Source organism: Sphingobium sp. D43FB (assembly GCF_002312805.1).
In the GTDB taxonomy this organism is placed as follows: Bacteria; Pseudomonadota; Alphaproteobacteria; order Sphingomonadales; family Sphingomonadaceae; genus Sphingobium.
This window is the reverse complement of record NZ_NMUA01000002.1, coordinates 127,174-150,526: the sequence shown is the minus strand read 5'-3', so window position 1 is coordinate 150,526 and position 23,353 is coordinate 127,174. Positions and strand designations below refer to the sequence as shown.

25 protein-coding genes are annotated in these 23,353 nt (G+C 63.9%); 11 read left to right on the top strand and 14 right to left on the bottom strand.

Annotated elements, in window-relative coordinates; translation table 11 throughout:
- Nucleotides 1–34: 34 nt before the first annotated feature.
- From SxD43FB_RS02530 to SxD43FB_RS02515, 4 genes are all read left to right on the top strand, one after another.
- The gene (locus SxD43FB_RS02530; RefSeq protein ID WP_037473520.1) at nt 35–805 is read left to right on the top strand and encodes a MotA/TolQ/ExbB proton channel family protein; all 771 of its coding nucleotides are present in this window, start codon (nt 35–37) and stop codon (nt 803–805) included.
- A 99-nt stretch (nt 806–904) separates the two neighbouring features.
- Nucleotides 905–1,390: a biopolymer transporter ExbD gene (locus tag SxD43FB_RS02525; protein ID WP_037473522.1), complete on the top strand. Its 486-nt coding sequence runs from the start codon at nt 905–907 to the stop codon at nt 1,388–1,390.
- A gap of 45 nt (nt 1,391–1,435) precedes the next feature.
- The gene (locus tag SxD43FB_RS02520) at nt 1,436–1,858 is read left to right on the top strand and encodes a biopolymer transporter ExbD (RefSeq protein ID WP_037473523.1); all 423 of its coding nucleotides are present in this window, start codon (nt 1,436–1,438) and stop codon (nt 1,856–1,858) included.
- Nucleotides 1,859–2,089: 231 nt separating this feature from the next.
- Nucleotides 2,090–2,419 (top strand): PilZ domain-containing protein, encoded by a 330-nt coding sequence (locus SxD43FB_RS02515; RefSeq protein ID WP_096060994.1) that lies wholly within the window; start codon nt 2,090–2,092, stop codon nt 2,417–2,419.
- A gap of 21 nt (nt 2,420–2,440) precedes the next feature.
- On the opposite strand, the gene SxD43FB_RS02510 is transcribed toward SxD43FB_RS02515, so the two are convergent.
- Complete coding sequence (locus tag SxD43FB_RS02510) at nt 2,441–4,228, bottom strand: ABC transporter transmembrane domain-containing protein (RefSeq protein WP_096060850.1); 1,788 nt, start codon at nt 4,226–4,228, stop codon at nt 2,441–2,443.
- A gap of 31 nt (nt 4,229–4,259) precedes the next feature.
- Nucleotides 4,260–5,564 carry a class I SAM-dependent methyltransferase gene (locus SxD43FB_RS02505; RefSeq protein ID WP_096060849.1) on the bottom strand — a complete coding sequence of 435 codons (1,305 nt, stop codon included), beginning with the start codon at nt 5,562–5,564 and terminating at the stop codon, nt 4,260–4,262.
- Between the two features lie 101 nt (nt 5,565–5,665).
- On the opposite strand from SxD43FB_RS02505, the gene dgcA reads away from it, so the two are divergent.
- On the top strand, nt 5,666–6,640 hold the full coding sequence (dgcA, locus tag SxD43FB_RS02500; protein ID WP_096060993.1) for an N-acetyl-D-Glu racemase DgcA: 975 nt from the start codon (nt 5,666–5,668) through the stop codon (nt 6,638–6,640).
- Between the two features lie 17 nt (nt 6,641–6,657).
- Here the strand turns inward: dgcA and SxD43FB_RS02495 are convergent, their stop codons facing one another.
- Together SxD43FB_RS02495 and SxD43FB_RS02490 are read right to left on the bottom strand one after the other, a co-directional pair.
- Nucleotides 6,658–7,821, bottom strand: coding sequence for a mechanosensitive ion channel domain-containing protein (locus SxD43FB_RS02495; protein ID WP_096060848.1), 1,164 nt, complete (start codon nt 7,819–7,821; stop codon nt 6,658–6,660).
- 27 nt (nt 7,822–7,848) lie between these two features.
- Entirely contained in the window at nt 7,849–8,856 is a 1,008-nt protein-coding gene (locus tag SxD43FB_RS02490) for a DNA topoisomerase IB (RefSeq protein ID WP_096060992.1), read from the bottom strand.
- Nucleotides 8,857–8,959: 103 nt separating this feature from the next.
- On the opposite strand from SxD43FB_RS02490, the gene SxD43FB_RS02485 reads away from it, so the two are divergent.
- Nucleotides 8,960–9,514, top strand: a complete 555-nt coding sequence (locus tag SxD43FB_RS02485) for a type 1 glutamine amidotransferase domain-containing protein (RefSeq protein WP_096060991.1) — start codon at nt 8,960–8,962, stop codon at nt 9,512–9,514.
- Here SxD43FB_RS02485 and SxD43FB_RS02480 read toward each other — a convergent pair.
- Genes SxD43FB_RS02480 through SxD43FB_RS24600 form a run of 3 tightly spaced genes read right to left on the bottom strand, consistent with a single transcriptional unit; the run spans nt 9,474 to nt 11,735 of the window.
- Entirely contained in the window at nt 9,474–10,181 is a 708-nt protein-coding gene (locus SxD43FB_RS02480; RefSeq protein ID WP_096060847.1) for a hypothetical protein, read from the bottom strand. The genes SxD43FB_RS02485 and SxD43FB_RS02480 overlap by 41 nt on opposite strands.
- Complete coding sequence (locus SxD43FB_RS02475) at nt 10,178–11,542, bottom strand: putative O-glycosylation ligase, exosortase A system-associated (protein ID WP_096060846.1); 1,365 nt, start codon at nt 11,540–11,542, stop codon at nt 10,178–10,180. The genes SxD43FB_RS02480 and SxD43FB_RS02475 overlap by 4 nt, the downstream gene beginning before the upstream one ends.
- Complete coding sequence (locus SxD43FB_RS24600; protein WP_141249445.1) at nt 11,535–11,735, bottom strand: hypothetical protein; 201 nt, start codon at nt 11,733–11,735, stop codon at nt 11,535–11,537. The genes SxD43FB_RS02475 and SxD43FB_RS24600 overlap by 8 nt, the downstream gene beginning before the upstream one ends.
- 133 nt (nt 11,736–11,868) lie before the next feature.
- On the opposite strand from SxD43FB_RS24600, the gene SxD43FB_RS24595 reads away from it, so the two are divergent.
- The 3 genes from SxD43FB_RS24595 (at nt 11,869) to SxD43FB_RS02460 (ending at nt 15,109) form a co-directional block, all read left to right on the top strand.
- Entirely contained in the window at nt 11,869–12,834 is a 966-nt protein-coding gene (locus SxD43FB_RS24595) for a hypothetical protein (RefSeq protein WP_141249444.1), read from the top strand.
- A 94-nt stretch (nt 12,835–12,928) separates the two neighbouring features.
- A complete protein-coding gene (locus SxD43FB_RS02465) occupies nt 12,929–14,173 on the top strand; it encodes a TIGR04063 family PEP-CTERM/XrtA system glycosyltransferase (protein ID WP_096060844.1) in 1,245 nt (414 codons plus the stop codon).
- A 39-nt stretch (nt 14,174–14,212) separates the two neighbouring features.
- Complete coding sequence (locus tag SxD43FB_RS02460; protein ID WP_255245580.1) at nt 14,213–15,109, top strand: hypothetical protein; 897 nt, start codon at nt 14,213–14,215, stop codon at nt 15,107–15,109.
- Between the two features lie 5 nt (nt 15,110–15,114).
- Here the strand turns inward: SxD43FB_RS02460 and SxD43FB_RS02455 are convergent, their stop codons facing one another.
- Together SxD43FB_RS02455 and SxD43FB_RS02450 are read right to left on the bottom strand one after the other, a co-directional pair.
- Nucleotides 15,115–15,486: a hypothetical protein gene (locus tag SxD43FB_RS02455; protein WP_037476402.1), complete on the bottom strand. Its 372-nt coding sequence runs from the start codon at nt 15,484–15,486 to the stop codon at nt 15,115–15,117.
- Nucleotides 15,483–15,668, bottom strand: coding sequence for a hypothetical protein (locus SxD43FB_RS02450; protein ID WP_037476400.1), 186 nt, complete (start codon nt 15,666–15,668; stop codon nt 15,483–15,485). Before SxD43FB_RS02450 ends, SxD43FB_RS02455 begins: the two co-directional genes overlap by 4 nt.
- A 116-nt stretch (nt 15,669–15,784) precedes the next feature.
- On the opposite strand from SxD43FB_RS02450, the gene SxD43FB_RS02445 reads away from it, so the two are divergent.
- Together SxD43FB_RS02445 and SxD43FB_RS02440 are read left to right on the top strand one after the other, a co-directional pair.
- The gene (locus SxD43FB_RS02445; protein ID WP_037476398.1) at nt 15,785–16,459 is read left to right on the top strand and encodes a S24 family peptidase; all 675 of its coding nucleotides are present in this window, start codon (nt 15,785–15,787) and stop codon (nt 16,457–16,459) included.
- 41 nt (nt 16,460–16,500) lie between these two features.
- Nucleotides 16,501–17,418 (top strand): XdhC family protein, encoded by a 918-nt coding sequence (locus SxD43FB_RS02440; protein ID WP_096060843.1) that lies wholly within the window; start codon nt 16,501–16,503, stop codon nt 17,416–17,418.
- Nucleotides 17,419–17,613: 195 nt separating this feature from the next.
- Here SxD43FB_RS02440 and SxD43FB_RS02435 read toward each other — a convergent pair whose 3' ends face one another.
- From SxD43FB_RS02435 to SxD43FB_RS02415, 5 genes are all read right to left on the bottom strand, one after another.
- A complete protein-coding gene (locus SxD43FB_RS02435) occupies nt 17,614–17,976 on the bottom strand; it encodes a hypothetical protein (protein ID WP_096060842.1) in 363 nt (120 codons plus the stop codon).
- A gap of 70 nt (nt 17,977–18,046) precedes the next feature.
- Nucleotides 18,047–18,232, bottom strand: coding sequence for a YbdD/YjiX family protein (locus SxD43FB_RS02430; protein ID WP_096060841.1), 186 nt, complete (start codon nt 18,230–18,232; stop codon nt 18,047–18,049).
- Entirely contained in the window at nt 18,229–20,277 is a 2,049-nt protein-coding gene (locus SxD43FB_RS02425) for a carbon starvation CstA family protein (RefSeq protein WP_096060840.1), read from the bottom strand. The genes SxD43FB_RS02430 and SxD43FB_RS02425 overlap by 4 nt, the downstream gene beginning before the upstream one ends.
- 78 nt (nt 20,278–20,355) lie before the next feature.
- Entirely contained in the window at nt 20,356–20,763 is a 408-nt protein-coding gene (locus SxD43FB_RS02420; RefSeq protein WP_176482655.1) for a DoxX family protein, read from the bottom strand.
- 2 nt (nt 20,764–20,765) lie between these two features.
- Nucleotides 20,766–23,303, bottom strand: a complete 2,538-nt coding sequence (locus SxD43FB_RS02415) for a transglycosylase domain-containing protein (RefSeq protein WP_096060839.1) — start codon at nt 23,301–23,303, stop codon at nt 20,766–20,768.
- Between the last annotated feature and the right edge of the window lie 50 nt (nt 23,304–23,353).

Genomic DNA, 23,353 nt, shown 5'->3' with positions numbered 1-23,353 from the left:
TTCGCTTGATCTCATTGAGAGGGAAGTCTTGATCATGTTGAACTCCATCATCGCGGCCGCTGCCGCACCTGCCGCGGAAGCCGCCAACCCCTACGGCCTCATGGAAGCTCTGGAACAGGGCGGCATCATTGCCTGGACCGTGTTCATCATCCTGGTCGGCATGTCGGTCGGCACCTTCTATGTGCTGTTCACCAAGCTGATCGAACAGCAGAAGGTCATCAACCAGTATAAGAAGGTCCGCACGACCTTCTGGCGTTCGAACAGCCTGAAGGAAGGCGTCGCCAAGCTGGAAAAGAACAGCGCCTACAAGCAGTTGGTCGATGACGGCATCGCCGCTCAGGAACAGCACAGCAAGCTGACCGATCCGGTCGAAGCGCATGACTGGCTGCACGGTTCGCTGGCCCGTTCGGAAAATGCCATCAACTGGAAGCTGGGCGGCGGTCTCGCTTTCCTCGCGACCGTTGGTTCGACCTCGCCGTTCGTCGGTCTGTTCGGTACGGTTATCGGTATCTACCGCGCGCTGATCAAGATCGGTGCTTCGGGTCAGGCATCGATCGACGCCGTTGCCGGTCCGGTCGGTGAAGCGCTGATCATGACCGCTCTGGGTCTGGTCGTCGCGGTTCCCGCCGTGCTTGCCTACAACTTCCTGCAGCGCCGTAATAAGGCGATCGCCGAGGACCTCTCGTCCTTCTCGACCGACCTGCTGGGCTACATGGTTTCGAACGGTGCAGTGAAGCCGGTTGTCGGCACGCCTGCTCCTGCCCAGGTGGGCAAGCCGGTTCCTGCAGCCGCCACCAAGGCCTGATCAAATATGGGAGCCGGAATGCATCGCGCATCTTCGGCTCCCAAGATCGCCGCTCCTGGCGTGCGGTCTAAAATGACAGACATGTTAGGATACTGATCAATGGCAATGAGCGTTGGTGGCTCCGGCGAAGAAAAGCCGATCACAGATATCAACACGACGCCGCTCGTCGACGTCATGCTGGTGCTTCTCATCATCTTCCTGATCGCCGTCCCTGTCGTGCTTCAGACGGTCGATCTAGAGCTTCCCAAGGTCGAATTCGAACCGACGACGACCAAGCCGGAGAACGTCTCGCTGTCCATCATGCCAGCAGAAGACGGTAGCTGTGCGGTTTACTGGAACATGACCAAGGTCAATTCCGAAGACCTGCTCAACCGCGCCGTTGCCAAGCTGGAAGCGGACATCAAGAAGGTTGGCGGCATCGAGAATATGACGCCGGAGGATCTGCCCGAAGTGCATATCCGCGGTGACATCAATACCCCCTATCGGTGCATCGGCGGCACGATCTACACGATGCAGCGCGCAGGTTTTCCGAAGGTCGGCTTCATTTCCGAGCCGGAACCAGGTATGAAAACTACCCGTATGTAACATCCGATACGTGCTGATTATTGTGAATTTCTAGGAGTACGCCCCATGGCAATGAGCGCCGGTAGCGACGATGGCGAACCGATGATGGAAATGAACACGACGCCGTTGATCGACGTCATGCTCGTGCTCCTCATCATGTTCATCATCACCATCCCGATCCAAACCCACGCGGTGAAGATCGATCTGCCGCAGTCCTCGACGAACGACGCCCCCATGGTCGATCCAGTGAAGAACAAGGTTGCGATCGACGCAGCCGGGATCATCACCTGGAACGGTTCGGCGATCGATCTGCTGACGCTGCGCCAGTATCTGCAACAGTCGTTGCGCCTGCCCGTCGAGCCGGAACTTCAGTTCCAGCCGAACGCGCAGACCCGCTATGTGACCGTTGATGAAGTGCTCGCCGAGATCAAGCGGGCAGGCGTCACCAAATTGGGTTTCGTCGGCAACGAACAATATGGCAATTTTTAAGGCCTGATCTGCCTCTCTCTGCCCGCGTCAGGACTTCCCAGTTTGGCGGGCAGTGGATAGCAGACGGACCTCATGATCATGCCGGACCATCAGGGGTCGCCTTCGGGCGGCCCTTTTTTTTTGGTTTTGACCTATCTCCAGGACCGCAAAACTGACCGGATATGTGCGGGTTTAACCATTTCCTTACCTCAATCCCCGACACTGAACGGTGAATGGAATGAAGTGCAAGCCATGGGCGCCGATCGACATCATCAAGCCAGCCATAAGGCGCGCGCTGCCGAACGCCGTCATGTGCGGATCAGCGTCAAGATTCGGCGGCCCGGCGAAACCTGGGTCAAGAGCGCGATCGCCGATCTCTCGGTGTCGGGCTTTCGGTTGCAAAGTTTCATGAAGCTGCTGCCTGGTGGCGATTTATGGATCATGTTGCCTGGCTTCGAGGGGCGTCGTGCGCGAGTCCTCTGGACGCGCGGGCATGAGGCGGGTTGCGCCTTTGAAAACCCGCTCCATCCGGCGATCCTCGACCATGTCGTGAAACTGCACGAGGCCGCCAATCGCGCCTGAAGGACGGCGCAACGGTACGGGTCAGGCGGCGGGCATATCCTGAAATTGCAAGCTGGCGAGCCGGGCATAGAGCCCGCCTTGGGCGACCAGCGACGCATGGTCGCCCTGTTCGACGATCCGGCCCTCATCCATCACGATGATCCGATCGGCCGCGCGCACGGTCGCCAGCCGATGCGCGATGACGATGGTGGTCCGTCCCTGGATCAGCCGCCCCAACGCATCCTGCACCAATCGTTCGGACTCCGCATCCAGCGCTGATGTTGCCTCGTCCAGCAGCAGGATCGGCGCATCACGCAGCAGGGCGCGCGCGATCGAGAGCCGCTGGCGCTGGCCGCCCGACAGACGCGCCCCGCCTTCGCCCATGAATGTGTCGAGACCCTGCGGCAGCGCGCGCAGGAAACTTTCGGCGTTGGCGGCGCGGGCCGCTTCCCAAATCTCGTCATCGCTGGCATCCCAGCAACCATAGCGCAGATTGTCGCGTGCTGAGGCTGCGAAGATCACGCTATCCTGCGGCACCATCGCCATCATAGCGCGCGCAGCGGCTGGATCGGCATCGGGCAGGGCCACGCCGTTCAGACGCACGACGCCTTGGTCGGGATCGTAGAAGCGCTGCGCCAACTGGATCAAGGTCGTCTTGCCTGCGCCCGACGGCCCGACGACCGCGACTGTCTCGCCCGGCGCGATGTCCAGCGACACGCCGTTCAGCGCGGCTTGATCGGGGCGGGTGGGATAATGAAAATAGACATCGGCAAAGGTCAGCCGCGCGCCATGGGTGGTGACCGGGATCGGTACAGGCACGGCAGGCGGCAGGATGTCAGGCGTCGCGCTCATCAATTCGTGCAGGCGGCTGGCCGCCCCCGCGCCGCGCAACAGGTCGCCCCAGCTTTCGGACAGCGAACCGAACGCCCCTGCGACCAGTCCGCCGGTCAGCACGAACGCGGCGATGCTGCCGCCCGACAATCGCCCCGCGGCAACATCCAGCGCGCCCTGCCACATGACGGCAGTGATTGATCCGAACACCAAAGCGATCACTACTGCGGTCATGATCGCGCGCAGCCCGATGCGGCGGCGCGCGGTCGCAAAACCCGCCTCGACGGTTGCATTGAACCGCATCGCCTCGCGGGCCTCCTGGCCAAAGGCCTGCACGATCTTCATCGCGCCCAACACTTCGCTGGTGACGCTGCCGACATCGGCCAGCCGATCTTGACTGGCGCGCGACAGGCCGCGCACCTTGCGGCCCAGGCTGATCAGCACCAGCAGGATGACGGGAATGCCCAGCAACAACAGCGCCGCCAGCTTGGGTGCCAGCGCGAAGAGATAGATCAGCCCGCCAAGCCCAGTCACCAGATTGCGGAGCGCCACGGACACGGTCGATCCGACCACCTGCTCGACGATAGCCGTGTCGGCGGTCATGCGCGACGCGATTTCGGACGGGCGGTTTTCTTCAAAGAAGCGCGGTGCCTGCCGCAACAAATTGGCCTGGGTGGCGCTGCGAATATCGGCGACGACTCGTTCGCCAAGCCAGGACACGAAGTAAAAGCGCAGCGCGCTCGCCAACGCCAGGATGATGACGATCAGCAGCAGATATTCGAACCAGCGGCTGATGTCGCCGCCGCCCATGAACCCCTTGTCGATCACCAGACGAAAGCCGCTGGGGATACCGAGCGTCGCCGCCGACGAGACGATCAACGCAGCCAATGCCCCGGCAATGCGCGCCGGATAGCGCCGGGCGAACCGCCACAACATCGCCAGGCTGCCAAGGGCGGGTCGCGCATTGGCGCGGACGGTGGGTTGCGGGCTATCCTCCATGCGCGGCGCTTAGCAGGCCGCCCCTAAAGCCTCAATGGGGCGTCCTGCCCATGGGGGCGATGGTGCCAGCGAGGTGCAGGATGCGGCGCGTGTCACCCTCGCCGGTCAAGGCATAGGCCATGGTGCCGACTTCCCAATAGGCCACCACATCGCCCGCGCGTCGGGCGACCAGCGGCGTGGCCTCGGCGGGGGTTTCGGCCTTATCGGCGAACAGGGACAGCGTCTCCTGTTCCGGCGTCACGATGGTCATCGCGATGGCGGGGCTGTCGGTCGTTGGAAATAGTTGAACGTCGGTCACCCGCCAATCGCCCGGCAATGCAGGCAGGATGATGCCGGTCGACCGCTGGATTTCCTGCGCGTCGAACGTCGCGCTTTCGATCTGCGAGGCCATGCCCTGCCGCAGCAGTCCGGCGCGGCGCGAGGCGGCCGCTTCGTCCAGAAAGCTGCTCGCCTGCGCGCTCTGGGGAAATTCGCCCAATTCGCCCCGCGCGATCCAGCCGATGCCCAGTAGTGCGGCAACCGCTGCCGCGCGGCGCATATGCCGCCATGTGCGCCCATCCTCATTGTCGTTGGCGACCGGCGCGGTCAGATCGCGGCGACGGCCGACCAGCGTGCCCTTGGTCCCGTCGCGCATCAGGCGAAAGTCGATATGCGGCCAACGCTCGCGCCAGCGCCGCGCAACGATACGTTCGCCCGGCCGCGCGGCATCGTCCAGCAGCACCACGCCATTGGGCGACAATCGCGCAAACAGGCTGTCCGCCGCGCCCCGTACCAGCGGATGAACGCTCCAGGGCGGGCCGTCGATGATGATCAGATCGATGCGCTCCGGCACACCCTCCAGCGCATACCAACGCCCGGGCCAATCGGCGCTGTCATGGGTCAGCGGCGCATGGCGGATGTCGGCGTCGATCGCATGGTCGCCCAGCCATTGCCGGGTCGCCTCGACAAAGCCGCCATGCTGGTCGAAGCTGTGCAACCGCCCGCCGCCGTGCAATTGCAAGGCTCGCGCCGCGATCAGCGAGGAAGCGCCTGCGCCCAACTCCACCACATGGGCGGGACGTAGCCGTGCAATTTCCCGCACGATATGGCGCAGAAAACCGACATCGGCCTTCCAACTGCCCAGATGTGGGAGCGCGTCATGCGGCAGGCCGAGTTCATCGAGCAACGCGCGCTTGTCCGCGGGGCGTCCGCCCGACAAGCTGGCGAGCAACCACGGCCAGCCGATCGCACCGAAACCGATGCGCCACGCCATGTCCGACAGGCGGCGCGGCCACTCGCTTTGCGCGGCATGGGCTTCATTGAGGGGCAAAAAGCCGGTCAGGTCGCGGGATGTCACGGAAAATAGGCTCCTTGTTGCATCATGGGACTATGCCGGACTTTATGTTTCGCTCATATGACGGTCTCGACCATGGTCAACCGATGACGCAGGAAAGCGCGATGATCCGTATAGTCTCTGCGACCGTCGAACGCTGGCCGGTGGCAGGTGCCTTCGTCATCAGCCGGGGGGCCAAGACGCATGTCGATGTCGTCGTCTGCACCGTGGGCGATGGCACCCATGTCGGGCAAGGCGAGGGCACGGCCATCTATTATGAGGGCGAAAGCGCGGAAAGCTGCGTCGCCGCCCTGCACGCCTATACCGGACCATTGGACCGCCAAGCCTTGCTGACCGCCATGCCGCGCGGCGCGGCGCGCAACGCGCTCGATTGCGCCTTATGGGATTTGGAGGCCAAGCAGGCGGGCGCGTCGGTGTGGCAGTTGGCCGGTCTGGCACCACCCGCACCGCTGGCGACCGCTTTCACGATCAGCTTGGGCGATCCCGATCGGATGGAGGAGGATGCGCGGGTCGCGGCGGCGCGGGGCTTTGCGTTGCTCAAATGCAAGTTGACGGGGGAGGGCGACCAGGACCGCATCGCCGCCGTGCGGCGCGGCGCACCCACGGCGCGGCTGATCGTCGATGCCAATGAAAGCTGGCATGATCGCGACATCGCTGCAGAAGCAGCAGCACTCGCGGCCTTGGGCGTGGAGATGGTCGAACAACCGGTAATCCATGGGCAGGAGGCGCGCCTCGCGGGCGTTCATGCGCCGCTGCCGCTCTGCGCCGACGAAAGCTGCCACACGCGCGCCGATCTCGACCGGCTAGGCGATTTCGACGCGGTCAATATCAAGCTCGACAAGGCAGGCGGGCTGACCGAAGCCTTGGCTTTGGCGCGCGAAGCGAAAGAGCGCGGATTCCGGCTCATGGTCGGCTGCATGCTCGGCACGTCGCTTGGCATTGCACCTGCCGCTCTGTTGGCGCAGGGCGCGGACTGGATCGACCTGGACGGCGCGCTATTACTGGCGGAGGATCGCGACGGTGGGCTGGCGCTGTGCGACGGGCAACTGCAACCCGGCCCGCTCTGGGGCATGGGCTGATCCGTTCAGCGACAGCCTCATTCCTTCTCGACCTGGCGCACCGCCTGAACATCGGGATAGGGTAGAACCATCCGCCCGTCCGGTGCCGCGGTAAAGCTGGTCTGGGTTGGATAGGCGAATTCGATTCCGCGTTCGTTGAACTGGCGCAGGATGGCCAGGCCGACCTTATGCCGGATGACGTAGATAGCATCCCAATCGGGCAGATAGACGTCGAACTCGACTTCGAAATCCAGGCTCGACGCACCAAAGCTGATGAAACCGGACCGAACGAAATTCGCGCCGAGATCCGTGACGATCGTTTTCAATATTTCGGGAATCTGTTCGGCGACGTCGGGCGGCGTCTGGTAGATGACACCGATCGCGAATTTGATCCGGCGATGGTCGAGCGTGAAATAGCTGGTTATCTCCTTCTGCAGCAGATTGGCGTTGGAGATCACCTTCTTCTCGCCGGTAATGGCGCGCAGGCGGGTGGATTTCAGACCGATTTTTTCGACCGTGGCGGTCGTCATGTCATAATTGATCGTCTCGCCCCGGCGGAACGGCTTGTCGAAGATGATCGACAGGGCGGCGAACAGATCGGAAAATATGCCCTGCGCCGCAAGGCCGATGGCGATGCCGCCAATACCAAGACCCGCGACAAGTCCAGTGACGTTGACGCCCAGATTATCCAGTACGACGATCGTCGCGACGGCAAAGAGGACGACGCTGACCAACAGGCGGATAAGCCCCATCGCGTTCGCGAGCGTCTCGCCGCCGCCATCCTGCGCCAGCGTCTTGCGCTCCACCAACCCCAGGATGATCTCGCGCGCCCACAAGGCCGCTTGCCACACCGCCGCGATGGTGAAGAGAAAGGCGATCGTTTTGTAGAGCGGAGCCGGTGCATCGGCATAGCCCGCCACCAGCCGCGCCGCGACCATGACCATGAAGAAATGCGTCGTGCGCGCGGCGGCCCGCCCCAGCACATTGGCATAGCCTAGCGGATCGCCGCGCGTCCCCTTGTGCCGCTTGCCAACCCCGCGCAGCGCCGTCAGCGCGAGGTAGATCAGGACGCCGACACCGATGGCGATCAATATCTGGACATAATGGACGGCAAGCCAGTCGCTGGTCGAGCGCCACATCGCGCCGAGATCGGGCGGCCGCACCGTGATGACGGGGTCGGCGGGGGTTTTCGTATTGGCCATGCTATCCTGTAGTCTGTTGAGTGCGGATCAGGCCGCCGCTGCAAGCGGGGCGCAGTCCACCAAAGTATCGAGAAAGGCGATCAATCCGCGTTCCTCTCGCGACAGATATCGTGTTCGACGCGGCAAGCGAAGCTCGTCGCGCCATTCATCCTGCCCCTCCTTGCATAGGGCAATAAGTGCGGGATGAACATAGGATTTGCGGCTGATCGCCGGCGTGTTGCCCAAAGCCACCGCCACCGGGTCGATCATCTCCTTCAAAGAAACATGCCCGGCCGCCAATGTTTCAAAGGCGATCGTGGACGCGCCCCAGGTGCGGAAATGCTTGGCGGTGAACGGCCCGCCCATGGCATCGGCGATATAGGCATTGACGTCGCTTGACGTGATCGGCCGGGCTTCGCCCTCCTCGTCCAGATATTGAAACAGATGCTGGCCCGGCAGATCCTGTACCTGCCGCACGAAGCGCAGCAGGCGACTGTCGGTCACGGTCAATTGTTGTTCCTTGCCCGACTTGGCGCGATAGCGCAGTGTCAACGACCGACCGTTGAGGTCGAGGTGACGGCGACGCAGCGTCGTCGCGCCGAAGCTCCTGTTGGTCGTGGCATAATGTTCATTGCCGACGCGCAATTTGGCGAGGTCGAGCAAGCGTATGACCGCCGCAATGGTGCGATCCTTGCGCAGCCCCCGCTTGGACAGGTCCGCCTCCAGCCGGGCGCGCAACTTGGGCAGGGTGCGACCGAAATTGGGGCATCCAGCATATTTCTCCGCCTCGCGCGCGGCGCGAAAGTCGGCATGATAGCGATATTGCTTGCGCCCCTTGTCGTCATAGCCGGTCGCTTGGATATGCCCATAAGGCGAGGGGCAGAACCAGCAGTCGCGATAGGCGGGCGGCAGGGCGATGGCGTTCAGCCGGTCGATCTCGTCCCGGTCGGTGATCCGCGCACCATCGGCGTCGCGATAGGCCCAACCCCGTTTCAACGCGCGGCGCGTGATGCCGGGCACGCTGTCATTGGCATGAATTATGGCGGTTTGGGGCATAATGTCCTTCTCGTCTCCCCAAACCCGCCTTTCGTCGCTTCGTTCCGCAACCATGGGGGCTCCGGGCCGTTAAACGGCCATTCCCCCCATGCAGGAGACGCTTATGTCCGCCATCGAAAACAGCCATATTCTCATCATCGCCACGGATGGGTTCGAACAATCCGAACTGTTCGATCCGCGCGACATGTTAATGAAAGCCGGTGCCAAGGTGACCTTGGCCTCACCTGAGAGCGACCCGATCCAGGGCATGAAGCATGATGAAAAGGGCGATACCATCACCCCCGACATCACACTCGATGCCGTTTCGATGGACGATTATGACGGGCTGATCCTGCCCGGCGGCGTCGCCAATCCCGATACGCTGCGCGTGAATGAAAAGGCGATCGCGCTCATCCGTGCCTTCGCTGATGCAGGCAAGCCCGTCGCCGCCATCTGCCATGGTCCCTGGCTGCTGATCGAGGCGGGCGTAGTGAACGGCCGCACCGTCACGTCCTGGCCTTCGGTGCGTACCGACCTCACCAACGCCGGTGGAACGGTTGTCGATCGGGCCGTCGCGATCGACGGCAATATCATCACCAGCCGTAACCCCGACGACATCCCTGCCTTTGTCGAAGCCTTTACGAAGGCCGTGACCGAAGGGGCCAGCGTAGCCGCCTGAACGATGTGCCGCCGCCCGGATGCCATGGCACTGGGCGGCGGCGCAATACCGATAGATGCGCGAGCGCCAGCGTGGCGCATAATGTGCCACCCGCCAGCATGTGGGCGCGGGTCTCCGGCGCTAAGACGGCGATCATAGCGGAGGCGCACGATCCGGCGATGGCCCATCCCAGCGCCCGGCCATCGCCATCCGGTCCGCGCAGCCAGAACACGCATCCGCCCATCCCGACCAAATAGGCGCTGGTGTAGCGCAGCGCCGCGACATCGGCCCCCCATAGCGGCAGCATCAACAAAAGCATCAGCACGATCCCGCCGCGCGTCAGCCGTCCCATGGCTGGCGCGAGCAGCGGATAGAGCAGCATCTCGCACGCCAGCACCGCCATCAGGATCGCCAGCGCCTCCGTTGGTCGCCCCGCGATGACGGCTACGGTGGCCGTTCCGCCCCAGGGGAACAGCCGTCGCGGGGCCATGCGGATATGGCTGACCCAATCGCCCACGCCATCGCGCCTCTCCCAGCGTCGATCGGCAAGGCGCAGTTGGAAGCCGCCCATCACGAACAGCGCGCCGACACCCGCCGAAAAAAGCGCCGGTGCCATCATCGGCGAGGCCAGCAGCAGCCCCAGCAACAATCCATGCGCTAACCCCAGCGCCCGCAATTCTCCGCTCATGCCGGAACGCCCTGCCGCGCGACGAGCGCTGCGGCCAGATCCTGCCGTGCCGCCGTCTTGCGCTTGCGGGTCAGATAGGTGTCGAGACCAATCTGCAGCGCCAGCATCATGAAGATGAATGGCTGATAAGCGATACCCACGAACAGCGATCCGATCATATAGACGATATGCCCCTGTTGCAGCGCCAGCGCGAAGGGCGAAATCCACGCTTCCTGCGGTCCGTCGCGCTTGCGGTAGAAGCGGCGGATCGATTCGGTGCGAATGAAGCAGATAAGGTGAATGAGCGCCCAGACCGCAAAGCCGAAATAGCCCTGCTCACCCAGCAGCTCGAAATAGGCGCTATGATAGGCGCGGCCCTTGTCCGTGACGATCCGGCTTTCCAAGCGACTGCCGCCGCTGTCGGTCACTGTGCTGCGCGCGACATAGGTAAAGCTGTTCTGCAGATAATTGTCGAACCCGCCGCCGCCCGGGTGGTCCTTCACATAGTCGAGCGTCCACATCCACACCGCGACGCGGGTGGAGGCGCTTTCGTCGCCCTGATGATTTTCGATCGTCTGCATCCGCTGCGTGAAGCTGGCGGGCAAGAAGGGGATCGACACCAATGCCGCCAGCAGCATCAGCGGCCCATAGACGAAGCGCCGGGGCGACCGCATCAGCATCAGCCCGGCCATGATGACGATGCAGACAAGGCCCGTGCGGGCCTCTGTGCCGATCGGCATCAACAGGCAGGCGAGGCACAGGCAATAGCAAAAACCCTTCACCTTCCAATCGGGCGGAAAGATGGTGCCATGTTTGGCGAGCCACAGGATCAGCGGGATCAGCGAGATGGCGACGCAGCTGATGATGGAGCCTTCATATAGCCCGCTATTATTGTCGACCATCAGGTTGAGCACGCCATAGCCGCCACCCGACAAGGCGGTCTTGAGGCCGCCATTGATGATGATCGTGCTGGCGCACAGGATCATGAAAACGGTCATCGCCTCGATTCGCAAGCGCGTGCGCAACACCAGCGGCAGGAACACGCCTGCGATGATCGCCTTCCACACCCAATTCCATTTGGTCAGCGCCTCGACCGGGAAATCGGCGGTCATCGTGGTATAGCCGCACCAGGCAAGCAGCACGAGCATCAGCCCCTGCCGCGCCGAGAATCGGCAATCCTTCTTGTCGTCCATCACCAGCCAGGCGCCCACCATCGCGCCAAAGGCGATGAAGGAGATCGGGATCGAATTGAGCAGGAAATAGGACAGGCGCTGGGGCGAGACGATGTCGATATAGGCATAGACCGCGACCAGCAGGAACGGCCGCCTGAACCCCATCAGGAAGAAGACGCCCAGAAAGGCGAGGAAGAACAGGTCACGCATCGCCCGTCTCACCCTCTGGCTCTGGATCGCGATCAAGGTCGGGGCGCGACAGCAGGCGCCAGGCCGTCAGCAGGATCACGCCATGGCTGACCAGCAAGGATAAGGTGTCGATCATTGCGTAATGGGGTTCCGGGTGCGCACCTCCCAGCATGTAGCGCGACGGGGTTGACGGCGCGTTAAGCTGCATGTCCATCCCGCATAATCCCTGCGTGACCACAGCGGCCCTCTGGCGCGTCGCACCGGGCAGCAGATTGCGGGCACAATGTCGTTGCAGATACAAAGCATCCTACGATATCCCAAAGTCCCGGTGGGCTAGGATTTACAGATTGCACATGCCAAAAAGAAATCTGCCGTACTCAGCCGCTGAACTTGCGTCATCATCTGAAGTCGCAAAGTTGATCGCGGAGCGCTTTCACAACGGGAAATCCTGTTCCTTGATGCGTTATGGCGACACATCGGGGCGCCTTATCGCGAGGCCTGATCTTGGAACGTCCGAATATGAGTATCTGAAATCTTTTCTGGGATTATCGGTAACGCCCGAGCAGGTGGATTTTCTTGCTGGCTGCGTGGAGCGATCTATAGTGTCGGCGGACGTAATCGGCCTGCGTTCTGATCTGCTGGGACAGGATATCTCGGCACATATATTACACGCGCCCGATGATGCCATTCGCCGCCGTCTGGTAGCCACATATCCCATACGTGAATTTGAACGGACACGGTTGGGGCCTGACGATGCGAGGCGGCTCGCGCAAACCCGAAAAGCGATGGAAGCCTTCGTTCTTCCAGAAGGCGCGCTGCTTACCGACGCCTGGGTCCATGTATCCCTGGCGGAAGCTGGTTTCCTGTCGGCCCTCATGTTTGACGCTTCCTCCTTCGCTCTGGTGACCTCTGCAGATCGTCGGGCGGTTGTTGAGCGTATTGCTGACGCCTTGCCCAATCGGATGCGCTACTTCGAGTGCCCTTGCTACCCCAAGGCAGAGCGCAAATGGGGTGGTGATCATGCTTTTCTCTGGCAACGATGGATGTCGCTCGCGGACGCGATCGTGCCATCCTATCCCGGTGAACCGATGTTCATTTCGGCAGGCATATGGACGAAGGTGATTGGACCAATATGGGCGTCGCGCGGCGGCATAGCACTGGATGTTGGCTCGGTGATGGATTATCTTGACAGGGCAGCAACCAGACCCGCCGTGCTGGCCACGCGATATGGCGATGCCCGAACTGTGCCAGACACGCTTTCACTGGAGGCGCAGTTGCAAAGCGTAAAGCCACTGGCCAATTTTCTTATCTGACTGCTGGGCAAATCGCGCCTAGCAAGAGCGGGAGACATGGCGTTCAGGCACAGTTGACGAGGCGTTAATCCTTTTTGGGCAGGAAGATGTGGCTATGACTCGCATCCTCCATGTGCTGGACCACAGCCTCCCGCTCCACAGCGGCTACACCTTTCGGACCCGTGCGATCCTGCGCGCGCAGATGGCCAAGGGCTGGGCGGTGCGTGGTATCACCGGCCATCGCCATGTCGCGCCACAGCCACAGGACGGCACGGCACCGCTGGAAGAGGCGGTCGATGGCCTCCATTTCCACCGCACGCCGGGACAACCCGCGACCGGCAATCCCCTGATTCGCGAATGGCGCGACATATCGGCCCATGCCGAAGCGATCGAATCGCTGGTGCGCGACTGGCGGCCCGACATCATCCACGCCCATTCGCCGGTGCTCAACGCCATCGCGGCGCAGCGCGTCGCCAAGCGGCACGGCATCCCGATGATCTACGAAATCCGTGCTTTCTGGGAGGATGCCGCGGTCGGCAACGGCACGGGGACGCAGGGCAGCCCGCGCTATTGGCTCACCCGCCAGCTTGAAACCCATGCCGTGCGCGCGGCCGATGCGGTGGCGGTGATCTGCGAAGGGCTGCGCGGCGACCTGATCGCGCGCGGCATCGACAAGGGCAAGATCATCGTGTCGCCCAATGGCGTCGACATGGAACAATTTGGCGATCCGGTCCCGCGCGACCCTGCGCTGACGGCCAGGCTAGGGCTGGAGGGGGCCGATGTCGTCGGCTTCATCGGCAGCTTCTATGATTATGAAGGGCTGGACGACCTGATCGCCGCGATGCCGCGACTCGTGCGTGCCCGGCCCAAAGCGAAGCTGTTGATGGTGGGCGGTGGCCCGCGCGAACAGGCGTTGCGCGAACAGGCGATGGCGTCGCCTTTTGCCGATCATATCATCTTCGTCGGCCGCGTGCCGCACGACCAGGTCGAACATTATTATGCGCAGGTCGATATTCTTGCTTACCCACGCAAGGCGATGCGGCTGACCGATCTGGTGACCCCGCTCAAGCCGCTGGAAGCCATGGCGCAGGGGCGGCTCGTCGCTGCGTCGAGCGTCGGCGGCCATCGCGAGTTGATCGAGGATGGCGTCACCGGCACACTCTTTGCCCCCGACGATCCGGCGAGCATCGCCGCCGCGCTTGCCGGGCTGTTCGCCGATCGCGCGCCCTGGGATGAACGCCGCGCCGTCGCACGCGCCTTTGTCGAGCGTGAGCGCAACTGGTCGGCCAATATCCTGCGCTACGAACCGGTCTACCAGCACTTGCTGGCCCAAGCCGACGGCGCGCGGGCGGCGGCCTGACGGCATATGGCGCCACGCGGATCAAGACCAGACCGGGCCATGGTGATGGCAGCGCTGGGCGGCCTCGTCGCCGCGCTGGCGGTGTTGTTGACCCCGGTGGGGCTGATCGAAATGCTGGTGGCGTCCAGTGGGCTGAGCGAAGCGCTGCCCGCCGCCGCGCCGCCACTTGGCCTCAAGGCCCGAATACTGATCGCTCTTTTCGCCGCTATAATGGTGATGGGGATCATTTTGACGATGCGGCGCGACGCAATTGTGGCGACGGAACCAAGTGAAAAGAAGCAGCGCGTCGAACGCGCAAAGGGAGCACGAAAAATGGGTTTCGCATTTTCCAAATGGGCCGCACTGGCGCGGGGCCGTTCCATCGAATCAGTCGAAGGCGCGCCGCCGACGCTGCGCCGGGCCGATGCCCATCCCGATGCGCCGGCGCGCGCACCGATCTTCGCCAGCCGCGACCTGAACGGCGTCGATATTTTCGCCCGCCCCGAATCAGGACGGCGCGGGCTGGTGGCGCAGTCCGTGGTGGAGGCGCCCGCCATCCGGTCCACGCCGGATTTCCCTATGCCCGCCGCGCCCCTGCCGGTTGCCGAGGCGGACTTGCCCCAGCCCGCCTTCCTGCGCCCGGCCGCGCCCATGGTCGAGCCGGAGGTGGCAGAAGAGGCCGTACCGGCCATCGAAGCCAAGGCACCCCCGGCGCCCCTGCCAACCCCAGCGCCGCGCCCCTCGACCCAGGGGCTTACGATCGGCCAGTTGACCGAGCGGCTGGAACGCGGCCTGTCCCAGCGTCGCCGCACCGCATCTGACGATGACATCCGGGTGCTGGCCGACATGCCGCCCGCCATGCCGGTGCCGGTGCGCGACACGCCCGATACCGACACCGACGCCGCATTGCGCGCCGCGCTGGGCACGTTGCGCAGCATGACCGGCCGGGCGCGCTAACTCTCCTACCATTCCTCGATCGTCAGCGCCGACAGCTCCACCCATAGGCCGTCGGCGCTGTCGCCCTCTGCATCGACGCAGATGTCGGCGACGAAATGGCGCGGCAACACCCATTGCGCTTCGCTGATCCCATCGAGCAGGCGCGCCTTGCTCGCCTGCGCCTCCGCCCCGCTGATCGCCAGCCGCACGACATGGCGTCGCCCCTCGAACAAAGCGCTGGCCCAAGGGCGGCTCACTGCCCGTTCGACGCGGGCATTGTCGCCCGCCCGCGCGAGCAATTGGGCCAGCAGGCGGGGCAGGGGGTCGGCCGTGCCTTTTCCTATTGCTTGATTTCGGATCAGGTTGCCCGCGCGCACATGCGGATCGATGCTTGTCATTGGCCGCTGCTCCTGCGATATGTGTTCATGAAATGTTCTACACGTCTCTTTATCCGTTCGCCCGGCTCGCGTCCGCCGCGCAGGTCGAAGACCAGCCGTGGATCGCGCACGCTGGCCCGCCCGAAGGTGGCGGGCGGCATCTCGTGGCGGCGAAGGAATGTCTCGATCATGCGCAACAGCATCGGCCTCAATCTCCCCTGTCATGGCGACTCGCCCCGCGCGAGCCGTTAGGTATATTCCTATCTCAAAGCCAATTTCCTACTTGTCTAGGAAAAATCTTATCAGTAATGGACGGATCATGGATGAATCGCAGGACGCTCGTATCGCGCTGGAACGGCTGATCGCCGATCGGGGGGAGAATTATGCCGATCTGTCCCGGCTGATCGGCCGCAACCCCGCCTATATCCAGCAGTTCATCAAGCGCGGGACGCCGCGCAAATTGGATGAGGATGATCGCCGCGTGCTGGCCCGCTATTTCGGCGTACCCGAACAGATGCTGGGCGGGACAGCGGCAGCGCCCCTGTCGGCAACGTCCGGCCGGATGCGCAGCGTGCCGGCCGTGGTCGCCGTACCCCGGCTGGCGCTGGGCGCGTCGGCGGGCGGCGGCACGCTGGACGAGGATGAACGCGCGGCGGGCGTGATGGCGTTCGACGCGCACTGGCTGCGGCACTTGGGCGTCCGGCCGCAGCGCGTGTCGATCATCCGCGTCGATGGCGAATCGATGGCCCCGACGCTGAGCGACGGCGACGACATCATGGTCGATCATGATGATGATGCGCTGCGGCTGCGCGATGGCGTCTATGTGCTGCGGCTCGATGGCGTGCTGATGGTCAAGCGAATCGCCATGGGACCGTTGCGCGGCCGGTTCAGCGTGGTCAGCGACAATGTCCATTATCCCGACTGGGCCGATATCGACCCGGCGCTGGTGGACATCGTCGGCCGTGTCGTCTGGACCGGCAGGCGTCTGGTGTAGGGGATGAGGCCACCCTATCTGTGCGCCAAAGGAGTATCGGTGTGAACGACAATGGCGCGGTGATCCGCAAGGGCTTGGAGTGGCGCGGCGCGCGGCTGGCGCTGGCGACGGTGGTATCGACCTGGGGATCGGCCCCGCGCCCACGCGGCAGCCATATGATCGTCCATGAAGACGGCCGGTTCGAAGGCAGTATTTCGGGCGGCTGCGTTGAAACCGATGTCTTGCAGCGCGCCGCTGAAGTCATCGCCGGACGTGCGGCGCATGTCGAAACCTATGGCGTGGCCGATGGCGATGCGTGGGAGGTCGGCCTGCCCTGCGGCGGCGAGATCGCAGTGCTGGTCCAGCCGGTGGGGGAGGGTGGCTTTCCCCCCGACCTGTTCGAAGCGATCGACGCCGCCAGCGCGCGCGGGCGCGCCGTCACGCTGGCGACCGACCTGGCGACCGGAACGACGCAGGAAGGGAGCGGGGAGGGATTGTTCCTCAACCGCTACGATCCGCCCCGCCGCCTGCTGATCGTCGGCGCGGTGCAGATCGCCCAGTCGCTCGTGCCGCTGGCACAGGCGATCGGCGTGACCCCGTTGCTGATCGACCCGCGCGGCCGCTTCCTCACCGCCGAACGCTTCCCCGGCGTCGAACTGGACGACCGCTGGCCCGACGACGCCATCGCCGCGCGCTTCCCCGGCGAATCGACCGCCGTGGTCACGCTCAGCCACGACATCAAGATCGACGACCCTGCGCTGGCCGCCGCCCTGCGCGCACCGACCGGCTACATCGCGGCGCTAGGCTCGCGCAAAAGCCACGCGGCAAGGCTGGAGCGGCTCGCGGCCATGGGCTTTGGCGCGGACGATCTGGCACGAATCGACGGCCCGGCGGGGCTGGACATTGGCGCGATCGGCGCCGCGGAAATCGCGCTGTCGATCACGGCGGGCATGGTGGCGGGATTCAACCGGATGCGGTGAGGGGGAGGTGGATACAGGGCAGGCAGATTGAAGAACGAAACCGCCCCCAAATGCCGTCACCCCGGACCCTTCGACTGGCTCAGGACAGGCTTGATCCGGGGTCCATGAGCCTAAACCTCTCAATGACGCCGAACCCTTGAGCCAATAGATGCCGGGTCAAGCCCGGCATGACGGCAAGGGGGTGGATGGCGGACGTTACAGTTCCTTTCGCCAAACTGCGAAAACTGCGTTGTTCGTGGACCCCATCGCCCTGATCATTTCGCCGTGATTGAACGAAGGGAGTGCCGTCAGCCAATTGATTGCAGCATCCTCGCCTTTGGCCCCCTGAGGGAATGTACAGGCCATTTGGTCAGTAGCGTCGAATAACATCCACCACACATCTGCACCCCAAGGACCGCTGTCGTTAGTCTCGATGGCAACCCCGGATAAATCTGACTTAGCAACCGATTTTAAACGACCGGATTCGTTGCGGACGCTGATTTGATCATCTTCGATAGCGACTACCCACTTGCCTTCAGGCTGTAACGGCTTTGGCTTCTTCCTGAACCAGCTAAACACGCTCTCGTCCCCTTTTTGAGGTGATACTGTATCAGCTCAGTAAGCGTGTGTTGCTGGACGCTTCACTCCCCTAACAACACCGCCCGCCATTCTTCCCGCCATAGCGCGCCTCCTGGCGGTCGCGGAAAAAGGTGATGCGGTCCATCACCGGCTGCCCCGGATGATGGGCCTCACAATGCCGCAGATAGGCGTCATAGTCGGGCATTCCGACCATCAACCGCGCGGTCTGGCGCAGTGTGTCGAACAGCCCGCTCATGCCGTCGGGACCAGTTGCGCGGGGATTTCCTGCGCGGTCGGCTCTGTGCTGCGGCGCGCGGCGAGGCAGGTGCGGATCGTGAAGACCAGCAGCGACAAGACCACGGCGAGGAACAGCGCGACCAGCGTCGCGTCGATCCGGTCGTTGAATATGATCCGCTCCATCTCCGCCATCGACTTGGCGGGGCTAAGCACTTCGCCCTTGTCCGCCGCCGCGCCGAACTTGGCCGCATGAGCGAGGAAGCCGAGCTTGGGATCAGGCGAGAAGAGCTTGAGCCACCCCGCCGACAGGGTACAGACCAGCAGCCAGGCGGTCGGGATCATCGTCACCCAGGCGAAGCGGTCGCGCTTCATGCGGAACAGCACGGCCGTCGCCAGCATCAGCGCGATTGCGGCGAGCATCTGGTTCGAGATGCCGAAGACCGGCCACAGCGTATTCACCCCACCCAGCGGATCGGTGACGCCTTGATAAAGGAAGAAGCCCCAGGCCGCGACCGTCAGCGCGGTTGCGACGACGCCTGGCACATGGCTTTTGCTCTCCTTGAAGGACGGCACCGCCAGCGCGATCAGATCCTGCAGCATGAAGCGCCCGGCGCGGGTGCCCGCATCCACCGCGGTCAGGATGAACAGCGCCTCGAACAGGATGGCGAAATGATACCAGAAGGCCTTCATCGCCGGGCCGCCGACGACATGGCTGAAAATTTCCGCCATCGCCACCGCCAGTGTCGGCGCGCCGCCGGTGCGCGAAATGATGCTATGTTCGCCGACATCCTTCGCCGTCTGGGTGATGAGGTCGGCCGAGATCGGGAAGCCCATCGCCGTGACGGCGGCCGACGCGCTCGCGGCATCGGTGCCGATGATCGCGCCGGGGCTGTTCATCGTGAAATAGATGCCGGGGTCCAGAATCGACGCGCCGACCAGCGCCATGATCGCCACGAACGCCTCCATCAGCATCGCGCCATAGCCGATCACCGGGGCATGGGCTTCGCTGGCGATCAGCTTGGGCGTGGTGCCGCTGGAAATCAGCGCATGGAAACCCGACACCGCGCCGCAGGCGATGGTGATGAACAGGAAGGGGAAGAGGCCGCCCGCCCAAACCGGCCCGCCGCCATCGACGAACTGGGTCAGCGCGGGCATTTTGAGCGGCGGAGCCATGATGACGATGCCGATCGCCAGCGCCGCGATCGCCCCGATCTTGAGGAAGGTCGAGAGATAGTCGCGCGGCGCGAGCAACAGCCACACCGGCAGCACAGACGCCACCGCGCCATAGCCGATCAATATCCAGCACAATTGCACCGGCGTGAAGGTGAAGATCGGCCCCCAGACCGGCGAGGCGGCAATGGCCTGCCCATAGACGATCGCGGCGAGCAGCCCGACCAGGCCCAGCAGCGACACTTCGCCGATCCGCCCCGGCCGGATCCAGCGGGTATAGACGCCCATGAACATTGCCAGCGGCACGGTCGCCGCGACCGTGAACATGCCCCACGGACTTTCTGCCAGCGCCTTGACGACGATCAGCGCCAGCACTGCGAGGATGATGACCATGATCATGAACGCGCCGATCAGCGCGATCGTCCCGGCCCATTGCCCCATCTCCATGCGGATCAGTTCGCCCAGTGACTTGCCGTCGCGGCGCATGGAGATGAACAACACCATGAAATCCTGCACCGCGCCCGCCAGCACGACGCCCACGATGATCCAGAGTGTACCGGGCAGATAGCCCATCTGAGCCGCCAGCACAGGCCCCACCAGCGGCCCTGCGCCCGCGATCGCCGCGAAATGATGGCCGAACAACACGGTCCGCTCGGTCGCTACATAGTCCAGCCCGTCGGCGCGGCGGACGGCAGGCGTCGGCCGTGACGGATCGAGCCGCATCACATGGCGCGCGATGAACAGCGCATAATAGCGATAGGCGACCAGGAAGCTGCTGACCGCCGCGACCACGATCCACAGCGCATTGACCGCCTCGCCCCGTGACACCGCCACGACGCTGAGCGCCACCGCGCCGACAATCGCCAACGCTATCCAGGGAAGATGCCGGGTCATCGCTCTCTCTTGTGATCGTCGGTCAGGAGGGGGCACAGTAAGCCGCTTGCCTCAAAAGACAATCGCACGATGGTCGGATCAGCGCCGCCGCGCGAACGGCCAGTCGATCACGCCGCTCGCCCATAGCGCCCACCAGATGAGTATGGGCTGCAGCGCCAGGCGCGGTCCATGATACCACCAGCTCAAATGCACCCCGCCCAGCGGAATGTCGCCCAGCGCATGGTGGATATTCGCGGGCCATACGCACAGCGCATAGAGCGCCAGGCCGATACCGGCCGCCCTGCGCAGCGGCGGCAACATCAAGCCCAATGCCCCGGCAATCTCTGCTATCCCGGTCAACCAGACGACGGTGGCGGGGAAGGGCACCCAGTCGGGCGTGATCGCGATGAACCCGCCCGGCGACCGCAAATGCGCGACGCCCGCCACCAGATAGGCCAGCGCCAAAATGACGCGCGCAATCTGTCGGGCGCGGCTGTCCCGCCGCACCCTTAGTAGATCCCGCCCTGATCCTGCAAAAAGTCGCTGTCGGTACGCTGGCGGCGCTGGCCGGACGCGGCCTTGGCGGCGGCGACCTTCGCCTGCGCCTCGGCCTCCTCCTTGCGGATGGTACGGCGCGGTTCCGATTCGGGCTTGAACGCTTCCCAGATGACCGCGGCCTTGGGCTCGCTGGTCGGCCAGGCACCATAGACGCGCTTGCCCGATCGCCGGTCGATCGGCACCATGCGGATGCCAGCCGGGGCGACGAAGGGCGTCTTGGGCATCGTTTCCAGGATGGGGGCCATCGCCGCTTTCCAGATCGGCGCGGCGATGCGGCCGCCCTGCGCCCAACCGCCCAGGCTGCGCGGCTGATCATAGCCGATATAGACCCCCGCGACGAGGTCGGGCGATCCGCCCACGAACCACACATTGGTCGGGCCGTTGGTGGTGCCGGTCTTGCCGAACAGCGGGCGCTTCAAATCCGCCAACACCGTGGCGGTGCCGCGCTGGACTACGCCTTCGGTGATATGGACGACCTGATAGGCAGTCATCGGGTTCATCACCTGTTTGCCCTCCATGCCGAAGCGGGGCATCGGGTTGCCGTCCCAGTTCGCCATGTTGCATCCATCGCACGGCCGCCAGCGTTCGGGCCAGATCACCTTGCCGCGCCGGTCCTGCACATAATCCATCACCTTGGACGGGAATTGCCGCCCCTGATTGGCCAGCGTCGCATAGGCATTGACCATCTTCTCCACCGTCGTTTCCCCCGCGCCCAGCGCGAAGGAGAGGTAGGGCTGATAATCGCCGATGCCCAATCCCTTGATGGTCCGCACGACCTTTTCCATGCCGGTCTGGCTGGCGGCGCGCACGGTCATCAGGTTGCGCGATTGCTCCACGCCCCAACGCATCGTCTGCGGCCCGGCGCTGCCGCCGGAAAAATTGCGGAAGCATTTCTGCCCCAGGCCTGCGCCCTGATAGACGCACAAAGGGCCATCGACGATGATCGAGGCGGGCGTCATCCCGCTATCGAGCGCGGCGGCATAGACGAACGGTTTGATCGTAGAGCCTGGCTGGCGCATCGCCTGCGTCGCGCGGTTATAGGAGGAGAGGCGCGCATCGAACCCGCCCTGCATCGCGCGGATGCGGCCCGAATGCACCTCTTCCACCACCATGCCGCCCGACACTTCGGGAATGTTGCGCAGCGCCCAATTGGCACCATTGCGCGCCACGACGATCAAGTCGCCGGGCTGCATCGCGGAAAAGGCCGGGCCACCGCTCTTGCGATAGGCCATTTGCGCCGCGCTTGCGGGCAGAGTCCCGGTGCTGCCGTCGGCAAAGCCGATCTGCGCTTCCGAAGAGGTGCGGCTGATGATGACGGCGACGCGCCATTCGGCATAATCGACGTCGATATAGCTCGCCGCCAGTTCGCGTTCCCAGCCATTGTCGATCTTGATCTTGGCGACCGGACCCGACCAACCACGCCCGGCGTCGAAACGCAGCAGGCCGTTGCGCAGGGCGTTGGCGGTGCTGTCCTGCACCACCGGATCATAGGGGCTGCGCACCCACAGGCCACCGGCATAGACGCTGTTGGGGCCGTCTTCCGCCTTTTCGCCGAACAGGCCGATCAGGCGACGACGCACTTCCTCCATATAATAGCCGCCCGCGCGCGCATCGAAGCTGGAACTGTGCATGGCGACCGTGCCGAGCGGCAGCGCCGCCGCCGCGTTGCGTTGTGCAGGCGTGATCCAGCCGCTCTTCACCATCTCGCCCAGCGCCCAATTGCGCCGGTCGAGCGCGCGGGCCATGCCGCTTTCGCTTTCGGGGCGATAATTGGCCGGACCCTTGGGCAGGATCGACAGATAGGCCATTTCATGCAGGGCGAGGTCGGCAACGTCCTTGTTGAAATAGGCGCGCGAGGCCGCCTGCACGCCATAGGCGTTCCGGCCGAGGAAGATCTGGTTGAGATAGAGTTCGAGGATCTGCTGCTTGCTCAGCACATTTTCCATGCGGTAGGCGAGGATCATCTCCTTCACCTTGCGCGTGGGCGAATATTCATCGCCGATCAGCAGATTCTTCGCGACCTGCTGGGTGATCGTCGAACCGCCGCGTGCGCGCTGGCCGGAGCCGAGCTTGCTCGCATAATCGACCACCGCGCCCGCAAAGCCCGGAATATCGACGCCATGATGTTCGAAGAAAGTCTTGTCCTCCGCCGCCAGATAGGCGCGGATCAGCAGCGGCGGATAATCGCTATATTGCAACTGGACGCGCCGTTCGCGGGCATAGCTGTGGACTGGCTGGCCATTGATATCGCGCACGATCGTCGGCAGCGGCGGCTCATATTCGAGCAGCGTCGCGGCATCCGGCAGGCCGCGCGCAAAGATCAGCCAGAACAGCAGGCAAGCGGTGAGGAATCCGCCCAGCGCAATCGCGCCCCAGCGCACCAGCCGCCGCTGCCACAGGCGACGCAGCAGGCCGCCTGCGCCACTGGCGTCGCGACGCAAGCGATAGGCAAAGGATGACGGGGCGGTATCGGGGCTGGCCTCTTCCATGGGTACGAGGCTCTAGGGTCAAATTGCGGGCAATGCCAGTATGGATCGAC